Origin of the sequence: Brevibacterium aurantiacum (genome assembly GCF_003932995.1) — a bacterium.
Classification (GTDB): domain Bacteria; phylum Actinomycetota; class Actinomycetes; order Actinomycetales; family Brevibacteriaceae; genus Brevibacterium; species Brevibacterium aurantiacum.
Genome location: NZ_CP025333.1, coordinates 4,022,194 through 4,038,634, shown reverse-complemented (window position 1 = coordinate 4,038,634; position 16,441 = coordinate 4,022,194). Strand labels below are relative to the sequence as shown.

Genomic DNA, 16,441 nt, shown 5'->3' with positions numbered 1-16,441 from the left:
CCGTTTTCGTCGTTTGTTCTTGGCACGGTCCACACCTGTGTATGACTTCCACATAGTTTTCCACAGTTTGTGGAGAACTGACGAGTCTGCCCAGTAATCCTCCACACTGGTGGATAACCATGTGGAAAACTACACGCTTGTTACTTGTGGACGGGTGAAGATGTGCAGAGAATGAATTTCGGCAAACAGGTCGCGACAGTGACGTGAAACATTGCCATCGAGTTTGACCAGCAACTTTGACCTTCGCTAAGATGGAGTGTCCTGTGTACCGGGCTTCATCCGATTATCTTGAATATCTTTTGGCTCTTATGCACAGGAGTGCTCGGCGGTCGAGACTCGTACCGCCGTTTTTTGTGAGAACGCATTGTCGTTCGACCGCAACCTAGAAATCGGAGACTTGAAGTGAGTAAGCGTACTTTCCAGCCCAATAACCGCAAGCGCGCCAAGAAGCACGGCTTCCGTCTGCGCATGCGCACCCGTGCCGGCCGTTCGATCCTGGCCGCACGTCGTCGTAAGGGACGTGCCGAAGTTTCGGCATAAGTGTGATCACCGCGGCTCACCGGATCCGCAGCGGAGACGACTTCAGAAGAGTCTTCAAAGCTGGCGTCCGTGTGCGCTCGGCCCATTTGATGGCACACAGCCTGATTGATACTGATGATTCCCACGCTGCACGCGTGGGTTTCATCGTATCCAAGGCCGTTGGAAACGCCGTTGTTCGGAACCGAGTGAAACGTCGTCTTCGAGAGATCATGCGGGTCCGACTCGACAGCCTGGACTCTGGCGCCCTGTTCGTCATCAGAGCATTGCCCCAAGCAGCCGACGCAGAATTTGCAGAGCTCGAGTCCGAAGTCACGATGCTGATGGACAAGGCGCAGAAGAAGCTCGAGAGCCGTGGACGCCGAACATGATCTGAAGCACCCGTCGGAGGTGCCCCGCAGGCCAGCCGGATTCTGGCCCACCGCGTGGTGGCTGATCCGGATCGGACCGCGCATGCCGTTCGTGTGGTTCATCAGGGCCTATCGAACCGTGGTGTCTCCGATGTACGGGCAAGTCTGCCGGTATTATCCCAGCTGCTCGATGTACGGCTTGGAAGCGTTCGAGATACACGGAGTTCTCAAGGGAATGGTGTTAACTGGGTGGCGAATACTGCGATGCAATCCCTTTTCCCACGGCGGGGTGGACCATGTTCCCGGTTCAGCGCGCCAGGCCCGCTCAGTCTCCATGCACAACGATGAGGGCCACTGACAATACTTGACGTGTGTGCGACAGATGTTCAGCGCATCTGGCCACCGCGAGCTGCTTGGGGCCAAGGCCTCCGGCACGTGCGAAAACAGGACGATGAGTTCTGTGTCGCGAAGACCTGCGAACAATGGCAAAATGAACGATCGTGAAGATTCGTTGTAACGAGGAGTACTGAATGGACTGGATGGACAAGCTGCTCTACCCGCTGCAGTGGGTAGTTGCTTGGATCCTCGCGATCTTCCACGAGATCTTCACGGCGATCGGCCTGCCGGCCGCCAACGGTTGGACCTGGGTGCTGTCGATCGCGGGACTGACTCTCGTGATTCGTGCGGTCCTGATTCCGCTGTTCGTCTATCAGATCAAATCTCAGCGCAAGATGCAGCTGCTGCAGCCTGAGATTCAGCGCCTGCAGGCCAAGTACAAGGGCAAGAAGGACCAGTACTCGCGTCAGGCCATGGCCGAAGAGCAGATGAATCTGTTCCGCGACAACAAGACCAGCCCCTGGGCCTCGTGTCTGCCTCTCCTCGTGCAGATGCCGATCTTCTTCTCTCTCTTCCGTGTTATCCACAACATGCCCAAGGTGGCCGACGGATCGGTCGGCGCCATCGGCGGATTCACTCAGGATCTCGCGATTCAGGCAGAGCAGTCTTCGGTCTTCGGAATTTCGCTGTCGGCAGTCTTCACAGACCCGGGCATTTCCGTCAAGCTCCTCACAGGCATCCTCATCGTCATCATGGCTGGGACGATGTTCATCACGCAGAAGCAGATGATGGCGAAGAACATGTCGGAGTCCGCTATGGCGAACCCGATGATGCAGTCGCAGAAGATGCTTCTCTACGTGATGCCACTCGTCTTCGGCATCGGCGGAATCTACTTCCCACTCGGTGTCCTCTTCTACTGGCTCGTCTCGAACACCTGGACGATGTGCCAGCAGCATGTGGTCATTCGCAATATGCCAGCCCCCGGCTCCAAAGCCGAGAAGGAGATGCTGGAGCGGAAGGCCCACAAGGGCAAGCCTGTTCAGAAGTCTGAGGTCAAGGGCGGGACCGCCACCGAAGTTGAGCAGACCCCGAACCAGAGCCGTCAGCGGCAGCAACCGGTGAGCAAGAACCGCAAGAAGAACAAGAAGCGCTGAGGAAGAACCATGACTGAAGAGAATGTCGACACGACTGTTGATGAGACCGTCGACGCGACTGCCGACGCTGGGGCCGCTGTTGACGGTGCCGAGAAGGCTGCGAAGCCGACGAGAGCAGAACTCCTCGAGGAAGAGGGCGAAATCGCAGCGGACTACCTCGAAGAGCTGATGGATGTCGCTGACATCGATGGCGACATCGACATCGATGTCGGGGACGGCCGCGCACAGCTGTCGATCGTCTGCGAGGACGACGATGACTCGAATCTGCGTACCCTGGTCGGCCGCGATGGCAAGACCCTCGGTGCGTTGCAGGAACTCAGCCGACTGGCTGTGCAGACCAGCACGGGCCAGCGTTCCTGGCTCATGCTCGACATTGACGGTTTCCGAAACAATCGTCGTGATGAGCTCATCAAGAAGGCCAAGCAGGCAATCGACGATGTCAAGGAATCCGGCAACGAATTCGCTTTCAAGCCGATGAACAGCTTTGAACGCAAGATCATTCACGATCAGGTCGCCCAGGCCGGATTGGTTTCGGAGTCCGAAGGCGAGGGTGAGGGCCGGCACGTGCTTGTCCGTCCTGCCCATGACTGACCTCTCCGCCCTCGAAATCCCCCCGGCAGGCACAGAAGAGTTCTTTGGTGCCGCTTACCCAGCTGCACAGCGGTATGCGCAGCATCTGGCCACCACTGGCATCGAATGGGGACTGATCGGTCCCCGCGAGATCGACCGGCTGTGGACGAGGCACATCCTCAATTGTGCTGTTGTCGCTGAGTTCATTGATGACAGCGATGTCGTCGGTGATGTCGGCAGCGGCGCCGGCCTGCCCGGCATTCCGATTGCACTGCTTCGGCCCGAGGCACAGGTTGTGCTCATCGAGCCGATGGAGCGTCGGGTCGAATGGCTGAAGATGGTCGTCGACGACCTGGGTCTGGACAATGTGAGAATAGTCCGCGCCCGCGTTGAGGAACTCGTCGACGAGGAGATGTTCACCGTTGTGACCTCACGCGCAGTCAAAGCGATGACGACCCTCATCGAATGGACTCATGAGGTGATGGGACCTGAGGGACGCATCCTGGCTCTCAAGGGCGCTTCGGTTGAGGCCGAGCTGGCGAAGACGAAGAAGCTTTTGAAGCGGTACCGACTGTCCCAGCCGGAGATTCACATCGTCGACGGTGGAATCCTCGATGTTCCCAGCCGTGTCGTCGAGATAGTCAAGAAATAGTACGAAGTAGATTTGGTCTAGGCTGAGTATAGCTTTGTGAAACCAATGGATGATGGAGTGCGCCGAATGCCGATCATGGACGAGTCGTCTCCCATAGGTGCTGCAATCGCGCGTGATAACCGACGCGCTGATCGACTGTCCCAGGCGAGTTTTCCACGACCAGACTCTACTCGGGTCTTCACCATCGCCAACCAGAAGGGCGGCGTCGGGAAGACCACCACAGCAGTGAATATCGCTGCTGCGTTGGCGAATCAGAACCTCAATGTTCTGCTCATCGACATCGACCCGCAGGGCAACGCAAGTACAGCTCTGGGCATCGACCACTATTCCGAGGTCACCAGCATCTACGATGTCATCATCGACGATGTGCCGATGCGCGACGCGGTTGCGCAGTGCCCGGACTTCGACACGCTCAAATGCGTGCCGGCGACGATTGACTTGGCCGGCGCAGAGATTGAGCTTGTTTCGTTGGTTGCCCGGGAACAGCGCCTGCAGAGGTCACTGGGCGTCTACCTCGACGAGGAGGCTGCAGCGGGAAATCGAGTCGACTACGTCATCGTTGATTGCCCGCCGAGCCTGGGGCTCCTGACAGTCAACGCATTCGTTGCTGCCAGGGAAGTCCTCATCCCGATCCAGTGTGAGTACTATGCGCTCGAGGGACTGAGCCAGCTGTTGAAGAACATCCAGCTGATCCAGAAGCATCTGAACCCCAAACTGTCGATCACGACGATCCTGCTGACGATGTACGACGGCCGAACCAACCTCAGCGCTCAGGTCGCGGACGATGTTCGCACCCATTTCCCTGAGCAGGTCCTGTCTTCGGCGATTCCACGCTCGGTACGGATCTCTGAAGCTCCGAGCTACGGTCAGACTGTCATTTCCTATGACCCCCATTCCAGTGGCGCTTTGTCCTACCGCGAAGCAGCCGAAGAAATCGCACAACGAGGAGTAAATCGTGGCTGAACGCAGGAAGCGTGGATTGGGCCGTGGACTGGGTGCTTTGATCCCGGATGCGGCGTCGAGCGATCGCCCAGTCGACGTGTTCTTCTCCGGCGGCGAGCCTGACGAGGGTAAGCAGGGCACAGAGGAACAGAAGGCAGCTCGGGCCGCTCGCACAGATCCCGCGGCCTCTATGCAGTCCTCTCGTCGCCGGAAGCCCAAAGCCGGAGCCACCACAACCTCGTCGACGGCCAAGACGGCTAAGAAGGAGACTACATCTGCGAAGCCTGCTTCCGCGAAGAGCACCTCAACATCCAAATCTTCAACGGCGAAGACCACCCCAGCGAAGAGCACAGCTGCCAACAGTGCTGCGAAGGACACTCCGGCCAAGTCCGCCTCCACGACTTCGACGAACGCGAAGAAGTCCGCTTCCTCGGCTAAGGCTCCCACGGCAAAAGGCGCAACGGGTGCAGCTTCGAAGCGCACCACAACGGGGGCTAAGACATCTGCGAGTAAGACGTCCGGTACCAAGACCTCTGGAACACCTGCGAAGGCAGCGAACAACGGTTCGGCAGCCTCTACATCCAGCGAGAAGATGTCGTCTGGCGTGAAGAGTTCCAGTACGAAGGAAGCAGCTTCGGCGGCGTCGTCTCCGGAATTAGATAACGTGCGATCGACATCTTCAGTCGAGACTTCACAGGCCCAGGAGTATGACACCAGCTATGAAGCCGCGGCACCGGTGTTTGAGACTGCGGAGCCCGATGTTGAGGCAAACTCCAGCGGTATGACGAACGAGACTGTCGATTCGGAGACGTCTCACCCGGATGACGAAGTTTCCGAGACTCACCCCGGGGTATACCGGTCGGGTCACGAAAGATTCGATGAGGCGCGTGAAGAAAGCAGCGGCTTCAGTACTCAAACTACAGATGAAGTAGATGCGACGTCGTCCACGCTTCAATCCGTTGACAACTCAGCTGTGAACGACTCGGCTACGGATGTCTCGGGTGCCGCGGATCATGATAGCCAGGATAGTGAACAAGTAGTCACAGAGAGCTCCAGTGACTCCGGTATCGAGACCCCTGGTGTAGATTCGATTCCCGATACAGAGTTCGGCGAGATCGACGTCGACCTGATTGATGCCAATCCTCGTCAGCCTCGTACATTCTTTGATGAAGACCAACTCAGCGAGCTTGTCCACAGCATTCGCGAGATTGGTGTGCTCCAGCCTGTGGTCGTTCGGCAGAAGCCCGGAGATTCAGAGCGCTTCGAACTCATTATGGGTGAGCGGCGTCTGCGGGCGACCAAGGATGCTGGCCTCTCCGCTATTCCAGCGATCATTCGGTATGTCGACGACACCGATCTGCTGCGAGATGCGCTCCTCGAGAACTTGCATCGCGCAGAACTCAATCCATTGGAAGAGGCTGCTGCATACGGTCAGCTGCTCGAGGACTTCGGTTGTACACAGGAGGAGCTCTCCGAGAGAATCGGTCGTTCACGCCCTCAGATTTCCAACACACTGCGGCTGCTCCGCCTGCCACCTCTCGTTCAGCGACGGGTTGCGGCCGGAGTTATTTCGGCGGGACATGCTCGTGCAATTCTCGGACTTCGGGAGCCAGAGCATATGGAAATTCTTGCTCAGCGCATCGTCGCAGAAGGACTCTCCGTCAGAGCTTCAGAAGAGGCAGTTGTCCTGTTGAACCGCGGTGATTCTATGAATGTTTCACGTGCAACGACGAAAGTGGCACCCCAGTTCATTGAAGTTGCCGAGAGGCTCGGGGATCGTCTGGACACAAAGGTCAACATCACCGTGGGTAAGAAGAAGGGGAAGTTGAGCGTCGAATTCGCGAACCAAGATGACCTTGACCGTATTCTTCTGCTGCTGGGTGTGGAGTCGCCGGCCGAATAGTTCTTCCCCAATTGGTTGAAGATGGGCGGGTGAGAAGGATTCTTCTCACCCGCCTTCTTTGTATTCAGTTCGGTCTATGAGTCGTGCGACTCAGCTCGCTTGTATGAGCGAATGCGCGCGAATGACGGTAATGAACTGAAGGCCCCGGATATGGAGTGCCAGGTTATCGATCAGAAGCCTATGCTTATCCTCGATTAGTCTCAGACGGTTGAGCAAGGTCTACCGGCAGTTTGGCGAAGAAGACACTTGTTTCACGTGGAACACTTCGATTGACGAGGACAATTGATGCTGGCAAGAACAGGCGCGTTTGTGCCAGATTAGGGACCACTCGATCTTTCGAGCCCAAACAACAGTCTATTATCGCGCTGTTCGTTCTTAGCCTCCCCTCTTTATCGTTCCTGTGGCCGTCGTCCGATGGATCCCGAGAGTTGGGGAATGCGGCAGGTCCATCGGTTACAACCGCAGCATGGTCGGCGTCGCATTTCAACGTTCGGTAGGTCGCTCTTGCCATTGTGGTTATGGGTCAGTCCGAATTCCCATCGACAGGCCGTTTCACGTGAAACAGCAAAGACGTGGCGATGCCTAGCGTCGGCGCGACTAGAGCAATCCAACGCCGTTTGGCGAGTGGGCGTCGAAAAGCACTGTGCGAGCGACTCCAGTTCTAAAGAATGGTCTAGTGGATCCATATCTCTGACGATTGTTGATACGTGATTGTCGAAATGCTGTCAGCCGAGAGCGTTAAAACCGGGCTCGCTATAGATGTTTCACGTGAAACGCTGTTCTTCTGTTTTGTTGAGTGCAATCATTTGGCACAGACATGCGGTAGGGACGCACACGTGGTCTATCTGGTCTTTCGGTAGTGTGACTAGGTACGGGTTAACCCTGCGAATGGACCAATCGAGAACATTCAGCTGCATATATTGGTACTAGGCGGAGGCCTAACTCCAACTGAATCAGCGTATACGTGTGAGAGTCTCTAATGATTCGGAGGCCAGCTTTAGGCCGGTCTTCCTAATGGAGTAAATGTTTCACGTGGAACATCAATTTCCAGTGGAATTGTCACGTTCGCATGATGCTCCTGTGTCTATTTGCGGCCGGTGCCTCATCTGAAGAAAAGGGATCACCAACTTCGCCCTAGTTGTCTACCAGGGTCATTCTCTTTTCTCAGCGCAGAACGAGATTCGGCGCAGCAGCACTGCTTGAGAAATCCGCAGTGCCTGGTCCAATGCATATTGTTACTGAGGATCTGCATTACGCGTTCTTTCGGGATTACGATCCCTACTACCGATTCGAGTGAAGGACATGGGCCCGGAGCCCGATGTATGCGTTGTTTCACGTGGAACACATGGCTGTTCTTGCCCGTAGCCACCGGTGCAGAATCGCCCTAGATCGTCTCGGAAGTTGTCGAAAGCGATTGTTTGATTGCTATGTAGCTACGATTGTCCGCGGCGCGTTGACTGACAGTTCATGTACTTGGGGCGTTATGTTTCACGTGGAACAAGCCGATTCGAGTAAGCCGGCCTCTACGTATTCTCCACTCAAACTTGAGTTTGTTGTCTTAGAGGCTGACTGCAACATGGTCAGAATGTTCGCACAGTCACCGCGTGCGACATGCGGACTTTCGATATTCGTGACTGGATACCACTTACACCTGGTCCATTCAATACTTACGTTTCACGTGAAACGCTGTTATACATGTGGCTCCTCGGCCTTTTACAGGAACCCTTCTTCGCGAGTTGGAACGATTTCGTATGCACTGTGCTCGTACCGCCGGTGGCTTGCCGGCATCGGCAATCGGTTACGCCCACCGCGAGACCGATTTCAATGCTAGTAGCGGGGACTCGTGTCGATTCGTGGAGGTATATGGGTGCCATTTGAGGCATTGTCATTTACATTCGAGATTGTTTCACGTGAAACATTGCCCACTCATCGTTTTGGCACTGGTGCGGCTAGAAGCGGAAGCAGGAGGCCGTCGTTTGATCGCCACTACCCCTTTTCCGTTTTGGGAACGCCCGTGAATGGGGGGTGCTGAAGGCAACTGCCTGGGGCAGCGGTACTATCGCAGCTTCGTTTTTCCGGGAACGCTGTATTCTCGGCCGTTGTAACGAAGGTACGCGTCGCGTTTCACGTGAAACGATTACCAACCAGGCGTATCGCTCTTACCATGTTGGGCAGATAGGCGATTTGGTGTTCAAGTAGTTAATACGTGTCCGGTGTGATTGAGCTACCGAAGACTGTGCCCCTATGGCATCTGCGCAGCGATATCCTTTTTGTGACTGCGGGGTGGCTCTGTGGGATTCATAGCCATCGTGTAAACCCGCGAACTGGTAACTCTTGGGCGCCGTCGAATCGCCCGGGTTTGGCCATCCTTCTACCAGGCACACGTTTCACGTGAAACTATGCGATCGAGTTTCGGTTAGGTGTAAGTGAATCAGCGGCTATGAAGTATTGACTTCTGTTGGTGTTCGTCTCAAGACCGGTATGTCCACAATGATGTCGTATAGCATATCGATCTGCAGCGCATGCCGTGTGGCAGTGTGATTTGACGGGTTCGGACGAGTCCAGCCGCGCTGTGCGATTCCTAGCGTGTCTTCTCGATTCGTGAGTAGGTGATGATTTCTACCTACTGACTAGCAACTGGCTGATTCGACGTCGTGTACGACCTGTCAGCACACCTCTTATCTAGAGTGCAGTGTGGTCACAGATCGTAGTTTGACGTGCGTAATGCGCTCTACTGTGCGGTCTACCCGCTAGAGGTCTACTTGGTGTGCGGAACAGGTTAATCACTCAATGTTGCAATCGCGTCCGCTTAGTACCTGTATGCAGGGGCGTATCTACAAACTGAACTGGAATCTACAGCTCACTGTCGTGTTTCACGTGAAACACGACAGTGGGTGGGTTTCAGCTGTACGCCTTGATCTCCGCGAGGCTCAAGGTGCCCGTCTCAGGGTCAGAGTCCTCTCGCACGTAGAGTCTCTGCAGCCCGGCCGCGATGCCGTCTGCGATCGCGTCTCGCACGTTGGGGTCCTCAAGATTCTCGAGATCCTGCATATTGGTGAGGTAACCAGAGACCACATGTACCTTCGGCGTTCGCAGCCTTGTCAAGGAAGACCACGTGCGGGCGTGGGTTCTGCAGTCCTTCATCCCGGTTCGTGCAGTGAGCTCGCTCTGTATAAGTTCTGCCAGGCGTGCACCGGTTGGAGAGTTGATATCGGAATGGGTCTCGTGCCCGAAGAAGAAGGTCGCGATTCCGTTTGCGTCTTTTGATTTGTTGACGTCAGCAGTAACAGTTACGACAGCAGATGCGCCAAGTTGGTCAGCTGTGTTGACTTCGACGGCGTCTCCGTCGAGAACAATGGCGCCAGCTCCCACCGCTTCAAGACGTCCAGCAAGGCGGGTTGCTATATCAGTAGTAATCCGACGCTCGGTCTCCGCTTGTTCTGACGTCATCGGAAGAGTCACGAAATCTACAACTGTAGTTGCAGCTTCGATGACGAAGGTTCGTCCCGCAAGGGAAGTTCCGGATGCTGCCACGCGAGCTCGTTCCTCGAGCGCGAAGAGATTGCCGGTGTCTTGTTTGCGATCGATCGCATCGAGTCCACGTAAGGTCTGTGGACCTGCTATCCCATCAACCTTGGTCCCGAGACTCATCTGCAGCTCTTTGACAGCAGCGTCCGTGACTGCGGAGTATTCGGCATCCATGCGGCCTGCGTAGAACCCGAGTCCGGCAAGGGTCCGCTGGAGTCTCAGTACATCATCGCCGGTAAGGACTCTGACGGGGTCATAGCGGAGCACACGGTCGCCCAGCTGATATCTGGCGCGCTCGAGCTCTGTAAACGTCTCTTTGCCCATCACACCGTCGCAGAGGATTCCACGCACTTGCTGGAACTGCCTGACTCCAAGCTCAAATGCGCGATCGAATTCGTCAGAATCGGTGTCACCGACATTGAGCCCCAAACGAGCCATCTGAGATTTGATGTTGGGCAACACCTCAGAGCTGGTCCCGCGTGAAAACTGCGGGTGCGGGTTGTGAGTCAATGCCATGCCAATCTGCTGTGCGAAGTTCTGAACGTGTTCCTGTCTGCCATCTGGATAGACCTAAGGCGCCTGTTGATCGTACAACAGGCGCCTTAGAACATGATCAGATGAAGTCGGAGAGCTCATCCTCAAGCGCCGGCTTAGGCCGGGCACCGATGATGGTCTTGGCTACCTCACCATCCTTGAAGACGTAGAGGGCAGGAATCGAGGTGATTCCATACTTGCTCGCGGTCTCAAGGTTCTCGTCTGTGTTGACCTTGACCACGTTGAGCTTCTCTGTGTTCTCTTCAGCGATTTGATCAACGATGGGGCTGACCATACGGCAAGGGCCGCACCAGGGAGCCCAGAAATCCACCAGGACTGGCTTGTCGGACTTCAATACGGTCTCTTCGAACGTGGCGTCAGTGACTTCTGTCGACATGACCAACCTTTCTCTCAATGATGTTCAATAGCAGAAACAGCCGTTGCGTGGGATTCATTCCCCGAGGCGATGTTCCGGCTGAGAAGCTGCAGACGCAGTATGTGCCAACTCGCCCTCATCTACGCCCAGTGGAGTGGGTATATCAGGAAGCGACTGGTGCCGCGGCCTCGGAGACCTCAGTGGTGACAGCCTCGGCCTGCTTTGCTACTGCTTCAAGATCGGCAAGGTAGTGCTCAGCGTCAAGCGCTGCCGAACAACCCGATCCTGCAGCGGTGATCGCCTGCCTGTACACCGAGTCGATGACGTCGCCGGCAGCAAAGACACCTTCGATCGCGGTCTTGGAGGTTCGTCCTTCGACATTGAGATAGCCGTCGGGACGCAGCGAGAGCTGATCTCCGAAGAGGCTGGTGCGAGGGTCCGAGCCGATGGCCACAAACATGCCCGTGACGGGCAGTTCGGAAGTCTCGCCCGTGACGGTGTTGCGGACAGTGAGTCCAGTGAGCGAATCTTCGCCGTGGATCTCAGCCACTTCACTGTCGAGGAGGTACTCAAGCTTCTCATCGGCTGCCGCTCGGTCCTGCATCGCCTGCGAAGCTCGAAGCTCCTGACGGCGGTGGATCAGCGTCACCTTGGATGCGAAACGGGTGAGGAACGTTGCCTCTTCGAGGGCGGAGTCGCCGCCGCCGATAACGGCGATGTGCTGGTCCCGGAAGAAGAAGCCGTCGCAGGTTGCGCACCAGCTGACACCGTGACCGGAAAGCTTCTTCTCATTCGGAAGGTTGAGCTCGCGGTACGCCGAGCCGGTTGCAAGAATGACGGCCTGCGCCGTGTACCGGGCACCGAGCGCCGTCTCGATCTGATGAGCTCCGGGTTCAAGCTTGAGGCTCGCGACATCGTCGTAGATGACCTCGGCGCCGAACTTCTCAGCCTGCTCGCGCATGCTCTCCATGAGCTCCGGACCCTGCACACCAGCGGGGAATCCTGGGTAGTTCTCGACGTCGGTGGTGTTCATGAGTTCACCACCGGCTGTCACAGAACCCGCAATGACTACGGGCGAAAGATTCGCACGAGCCGCGTAGACGGCCGCGGTGTATCCGGCCGGACCCGACCCGATGATCACCAATTGTGTATCAGTCATGTGAAAATTCCCTGTTTCTGCTCGCTGTGTTCTCAGTGCCCCGCTCGACGGCGGCACGGAATGCCTATCGTACTTGTAACGGTACGGCGGTTGCGACTATTCCGCACCTGCTGATGAGGGCAGCGGGTGGCTTTCTGCGCCGCTGGCGTCTGATTTGCGAAGTTGAGGAACAGCCGTCTGTCTATGATTCTTACTTGATGTCGACGGTGTTGACGATGGCGCGGAATCCGCCCTCGTCCTGGGGCAGCTCGGTGACCCAGAGAATCAGGTTGTCGGTTTCGACGTCATCATCGAGTTTGATCGTGACGCCATCCGAGTCGAACTCCCCTTCGCCCACCTTCTTTGCATCCTCAGGGTCGGAACCATCGCGAATCTCGAAGGTTCCCCCCGAGTTCGAAGACTTGACCTTGACCTCTTTCACCGTGGTCTTGTCTTCGAGTTCGAACAGCAGACCGACGCCGGACTTCAGGTTGCCGAAGGACGCCGAGTTGTAGCGGTCGGTGCGCCAGGACCCGTCGGTGTTGGGAACGACATCCTGAGCCTGGTCGTCGTTCTCCTCATTGTCGCCTTCGGGATCCAAAGCTGTGACCTTATCGATCTTCGGAGGTTTGGCCTGAGGTTCCTCTGTCTTCTTGTCTTTGCCGTCATCCGTGTCTGCCGGAGCCGAGGTTTCAGCGACTGGGTCGGGGTTCTCTTCGCCTGAGTTGAAGCTGAAGACGGCGATCGAGATGACGATGGCGGCGATGACCACCAGCGCGAGGACTAGCCAGGCGAATGGCCTTCGGGTGTTTTTAGGGTCCTCGTCCGAGCCGTCGCCGGTGTTCGTAGGCCCGCCTGGCGCTGCACCTGCACCGCCGGCCGCTGCACCCGCAGACCCTGCTGCTGCACTCCCTGCGCCAGACTTCTTCGCCGGTGCATCTGAGTTCGCTGTGCTGCTGCCGGTCGAGGCTCCTGCCGTTGCAGATTGCTTTTTGCCCGCGGACTGTTTCTTTCCTGCGGCCTGTTTTTTGCCTGCGGAACCGTCCGCTTTCGAAGCACCGGCAACCGCAGCTGCACCGGCGGCGCCGACAGCCGCCGCACCCGCGGCACCTGCAGCCCCTGCCTTGCCGGAGCGCGAGTTGTCGTCGGACTGCTTATCGGGCGAGACCGCGGGAACGGGAGCAGTCGTCCGAGCCGACTTGGTGTCTGAATCATCGACCGAATTGGGCGAGAGCCTGCGCACCTGCTTGGGCGGCGTGGAGGTGCTGGCCTCTTGCCGCTTACTTGCCGACGAGGCCTCGAGCGCGGCGATGCGCCGGCGGGCTTCGTCTTCCTTGGCCTTGGCGATGCGGCGTTCGCGTTCGTACTCGCGCAGCTGATGCTCGCGCTGCTGCTCATTGGTCTCGAACATCCCGCCCAGGAACCACGACCCGTCATCGTCTTCGTCCATGATGGCTCGAGTGTCGTTGTCGTCCCCGTCCATGATGACTCGGGTGTCGTTGTCGTCCTCGGCCTCTTCAACACTGTCCTCGGAGACGATGTCGAGTGCCTGAGTATCGGGATCCGAATCCTGAGCATCACGATTCATGATCGGAGAGGTCAGATTCTCGTCATACTCGTGATCGGCGTACGCGGAGTACTCCGAATAGGTCTGCTCCGGCTCCCATTCCTCCCAGTCCTGGGCGGCATTGTCGAGCTGGTCCTTACCGATGGGGAAGCTGGATGCCTCACGCATCTGCATCCGATCCGCATACTGTCCCGTCGTCTTTCCGACGACTCCCACAGCCAGTCCGCGAGTTCCCGGACGGGTGATGCCGATGCGAACCAGAGCTGCCTTGACCTGGTCGTCGCTGGCGGTGTTCGCAGGGGCAGAACCGATCGATGTCGATCGTGGTGCGGGCAGACTCGTTGCCTCGTCGAAGCTGCGGGGTGACTGGTTGAAGACGCTGTCGTTGTCGAGCACCGGTGCACGGTTGACGTAGCGCAGCAGCTCGGCATCCCACTCATCCAGGTAACCCAGCACCTCTGCCACTGATCCCGGTCCCGGATCAGATCCGGTGAGGATTCCGCTGACGAAGTCATCGAGTTCATTGGAGATCTCGGGATTGAGAGCCTTGGCGCGTGCGATGCGGGAGTTCTCACGACCGGCGGCGGGGATCCCGTTGAATGCTTCCTCAGACGGCCAATAGCCGGTGATGGCGGCATAGAAGAGCCGAATGAGCCCCAGTGCATCCTCGCGTGAGGCCTTCGTCGGCGTATAGTCCTCGGGCGAAATGACCCCGGTGCCCAGAGCCAGGGCGGCATCGATGCCGATGCCGGAGACCAGGACGGTGCCCTTGGTCGTGATTCCCACCGTGTTCGGGCGCAGGAACATATGGAACAGGCCGCGTCGGGCGGCGGTGACGAGAACCGTCCCGATCTCGCCGATGAGAGCGCAGGCGGCATCGATGGGAAGCGGTGATTTGGGGAGGATCTCACTCAGTGGCGTGACGGCGATGCGTTTGGACACGACATAGTCGAGTCCGTTCGAATGGCCGACGTCCAAGGTCGGGGCAATGCGATGATCGCCGAGGATGGAGACCCGTCGCGCTGCCTCGAGCACATCCGTGGATCCATCGGCATCGGCGACGTGGATGAGCACAGGTTCATCGAGGATGGCATCGAGGGCTGTGCACACTGCCCCCGCTTGCGGTTTCTCCTCGAGCCAGCGACGGTCGACCGTTGATACGACGTAACGACCGGCAACTACCATGCCGGGTTCGATATCGATCAGGGTGACCACCTCCAGAGGGGCTTCAGTGCGCAGGCTATTTTCTTAGTTTTCCAGCAACGACGCCAATAATCGAATGCAACTCTCTGACTTTCAGCAAATAACATGCTCCCAGGAAGACAATGAGCATGAGTGTGCCGACGGCGGCGGTGGAGACGAAAGCCTGCCACTGGCCCGACAGAGCGAAGTCCGGGAAGAAGAAGAGAAGACCGTAACCGGCAATTCCGGCAATCAAGGCTGCTACCAAGAACTTCATATGGGCGGTCAGGATCCCGCGGAGATCAATGTCGCCGAGGCGTTTCTTCAAGAGCGTGAACGACAGGATCATGGCGAGGAGATAGCCCAGACTCATCGCCAGGCCGATGATGGCCACCGTGACCGAATTCGGGAAGATCGAGGCCGAGAGCACCAAAAGGGATTGGAAGATCACCTGTGGAAGTTGGATGAAGAACGGCGTCTTCGCATCCTCATAGGCGTAGAAGACCCTCTGTGCCAGGTAGTTGGCACTGAAGGGAATGAGCCCGAACACCATAGCGATGATGACGAGCCCAACTGCCATTGCCTGTTCGCGGCCGTCGCCGGCGATGATCATCGCCACGGGCGAGGCGAGGACGATGAGCGCTGCCACGGCGAAGGAGTTGATGAGGCCGACCATGCGCACACCCATGGAGAAGTCGCCGACGACCGCCTCGGTGTCCTTGTTTGCGGCATTCTTGCTCAACGAGGTGAACAGTGCCGTGGCCAGCGATACCGCGATGAGCGAGTGCGGGAGCATGAAGACGAGATAGCCGTAGGAATACGCGGCGTTTGAGGCATTGCCCTCACCCGGGACGGAGGCTCCGGCAGCGACGCGGGAGATGATGAGGAAGCCGATCTGTCCGATGAGCATGGCCGAGAAGGTCCAGAACGCCACCTTTCCTGCTGTGGCCAGACCGACCCCGCGGAAGCCGAAGGTCGGCTTGTACTTGAACCCGATGCGCTTGAGCGGCCAGATCAGGATGAGTGCCTGAGCGACGACTCCCAACGTGGCTGATCCCGCCAGGAGAGCGATCATGCCCGGATCCCAGGTGCTCAGCCCATGCGGAGACGCTTTGTCCGTGCCGAACATCAGGATGAAGACCAATAGACCCACGATGGCCACGACGTTGTTGAGCACAGGTGCCCACATGTACGGACCGAACGAGGACTTGGCGTTGAGTACCTGGCCCAGAAGCGTGTAGAGGCCGTAGAAGAACAGCTGCGGCAGGCACCAATAGGCGAACGCCGTCGCCAAGGCCATCTGATCCGGACCCCAGCCCGAGGAGTAGAGCCAGACGAGCAGCGGTGCGGCCAGGGTCGCGATGAGGCCGACCGCCGCCAGAATGAGGAACGCCAAGGTCAGCAGACGGTTTGTGTAGTCTTCGCCCCCGTCCTTCCTCTTCGACGCCCGAACGAGCTGCGGGACGAGGACGGCATTGACAACACCGCCAGCCAGCAGCATGTACAGGGTGTTGGGCACCTTGTTGGCGACATCGAAGGCGTCGGCCTGAACCGCGGTGACCCCGATCGCCATTGCGAGCAGCGACGCCTTGACTAAGCCCAAAATGCGCGAGGTCAGGGTACCTGCGGTCATAATGGCCGAGGATTTGGCCAATGATGAAAGATTGGACAA

The 16,441-nt window shown here is 57.6% G+C and carries 13 protein-coding genes; 8 read left to right on the top strand and 5 right to left on the bottom strand.

All coding sequences use genetic code 11. The annotated features are described in order from the left end of the window. The first annotated feature begins 402 nt into the window (after nucleotides 1-402). From rpmH to CXR25_RS19090, 8 genes are all read left to right on the top strand, one after another. Nucleotides 403-540 (top strand): 50S ribosomal protein L34, encoded by a 138-nt coding sequence (gene rpmH, locus CXR25_RS18545; protein ID WP_009882743.1) that lies wholly within the window; start codon nucleotides 403-405, stop codon nucleotides 538-540. A gap of 2 nt (nucleotides 541-542) precedes the next feature. Further along, nucleotides 543-908, top strand: a complete 366-nt coding sequence (gene rnpA / locus CXR25_RS18540; RefSeq protein WP_096146177.1) for a ribonuclease P protein component — start codon at nucleotides 543-545, stop codon at nucleotides 906-908. Between the two features lie 82 nt (nucleotides 909-990). Next, a complete protein-coding gene (yidD, locus tag CXR25_RS19095) occupies nucleotides 991-1,245 on the top strand; it encodes a membrane protein insertion efficiency factor YidD (RefSeq protein ID WP_226823932.1) in 255 nt (84 codons plus the stop codon). 172 nt (nucleotides 1,246-1,417) lie between these two features. After that, a complete protein-coding gene (gene yidC, locus CXR25_RS18530) occupies nucleotides 1,418-2,377 on the top strand; it encodes a membrane protein insertase YidC (RefSeq protein WP_125240872.1) in 960 nt (319 codons plus the stop codon). A 9-nt stretch (nucleotides 2,378-2,386) separates the two neighbouring features. Then, nucleotides 2,387-2,968, top strand: coding sequence for a Jag family protein (locus CXR25_RS18525; RefSeq protein ID WP_096160148.1), 582 nt, complete (start codon nucleotides 2,387-2,389; stop codon nucleotides 2,966-2,968). Further along, entirely contained in the window at nucleotides 2,961-3,599 is a 639-nt protein-coding gene (gene rsmG, locus CXR25_RS18520; RefSeq protein WP_226829774.1) for a 16S rRNA (guanine(527)-N(7))-methyltransferase RsmG, read from the top strand. The genes CXR25_RS18525 and rsmG overlap by 8 nt, the downstream gene beginning before the upstream one ends. Before the next feature lie 66 nt (nucleotides 3,600-3,665). Next, nucleotides 3,666-4,562, top strand: a complete 897-nt coding sequence (locus tag CXR25_RS18515; RefSeq protein ID WP_009882749.1) for a ParA family protein — start codon at nucleotides 3,666-3,668, stop codon at nucleotides 4,560-4,562. A gap of 760 nt (nucleotides 4,563-5,322) precedes the next feature. Beyond that, nucleotides 5,323-6,444: a ParB/RepB/Spo0J family partition protein gene (locus CXR25_RS19090; protein WP_226829954.1), complete on the top strand. Its 1,122-nt coding sequence runs from the start codon at nucleotides 5,323-5,325 to the stop codon at nucleotides 6,442-6,444. Nucleotides 6,445-9,345: 2,901 nt separating this feature from the next. On the opposite strand, the gene CXR25_RS18505 is transcribed toward CXR25_RS19090, so the two are convergent. From CXR25_RS18505 to murJ, 5 genes are all read right to left on the bottom strand, one after another. Then, on the bottom strand, nucleotides 9,346-10,488 hold the full coding sequence (locus tag CXR25_RS18505; protein WP_081448544.1) for an N-acetylmuramoyl-L-alanine amidase: 1,143 nt from the start codon (nucleotides 10,486-10,488) through the stop codon (nucleotides 9,346-9,348). A gap of 97 nt (nucleotides 10,489-10,585) precedes the next feature. Beyond that, on the bottom strand, nucleotides 10,586-10,903 hold the full coding sequence (gene trxA / locus CXR25_RS18500) for a thioredoxin (protein ID WP_009882752.1): 318 nt from the start codon (nucleotides 10,901-10,903) through the stop codon (nucleotides 10,586-10,588). A gap of 142 nt (nucleotides 10,904-11,045) precedes the next feature. Then, nucleotides 11,046-12,041: a thioredoxin-disulfide reductase gene (trxB, locus tag CXR25_RS18495; protein WP_096146171.1), complete on the bottom strand. Its 996-nt coding sequence runs from the start codon at nucleotides 12,039-12,041 to the stop codon at nucleotides 11,046-11,048. 190 nt (nucleotides 12,042-12,231) lie between these two features. After that, a complete protein-coding gene (locus CXR25_RS18490) occupies nucleotides 12,232-14,802 on the bottom strand; it encodes a protein kinase family protein (protein WP_096161513.1) in 2,571 nt (856 codons plus the stop codon). A gap of 25 nt (nucleotides 14,803-14,827) precedes the next feature. Then, nucleotides 14,828-16,441 carry a murein biosynthesis integral membrane protein MurJ gene (murJ, locus tag CXR25_RS18485; protein WP_096146169.1) on the bottom strand — a complete coding sequence of 538 codons (1,614 nt, stop codon included), beginning with the start codon at nucleotides 16,439-16,441 and terminating at the stop codon, nucleotides 14,828-14,830.

Bases quoted from the DNA above. Each gene is read 5' to 3' on its own strand.
- yidD (WP_226823932.1), top strand. From the start codon at position 991: ATGCCGTTCGTGTGGTTCATCAGGGCCTATCGAACCGTGGTGTCTCCG.
- yidC (WP_125240872.1), top strand. From the start codon at position 1,418: ATGGACTGGATGGACAAGCTGCTCTACCCGCTGCAGTGGGTAGTTGCT.
- CXR25_RS18525 (WP_096160148.1), top strand. From the start codon at position 2,387: ATGACTGAAGAGAATGTCGACACGACTGTTGATGAGACCGTCGACGCG.
- rsmG (WP_226829774.1), top strand. From the start codon at position 2,961: ATGACTGACCTCTCCGCCCTCGAAATCCCCCCGGCAGGCACAGAAGAG.
- CXR25_RS18515 (WP_009882749.1), top strand. From the start codon at position 3,666: ATGCCGATCATGGACGAGTCGTCTCCCATAGGTGCTGCAATCGCGCGT.
- CXR25_RS19090 (WP_226829954.1), top strand. From the start codon at position 5,323: ATGACGAACGAGACTGTCGATTCGGAGACGTCTCACCCGGATGACGAA.
- CXR25_RS18505 (WP_081448544.1), bottom strand. From the start codon at position 10,488: ATGGCATTGACTCACAACCCGCACCCGCAGTTTTCACGCGGGACCAGC.
- trxA (WP_009882752.1), bottom strand. From the start codon at position 10,903: ATGTCGACAGAAGTCACTGACGCCACGTTCGAAGAGACCGTATTGAAG.
- trxB (WP_096146171.1), bottom strand. From the start codon at position 12,041: ATGACTGATACACAATTGGTGATCATCGGGTCGGGTCCGGCCGGATAC.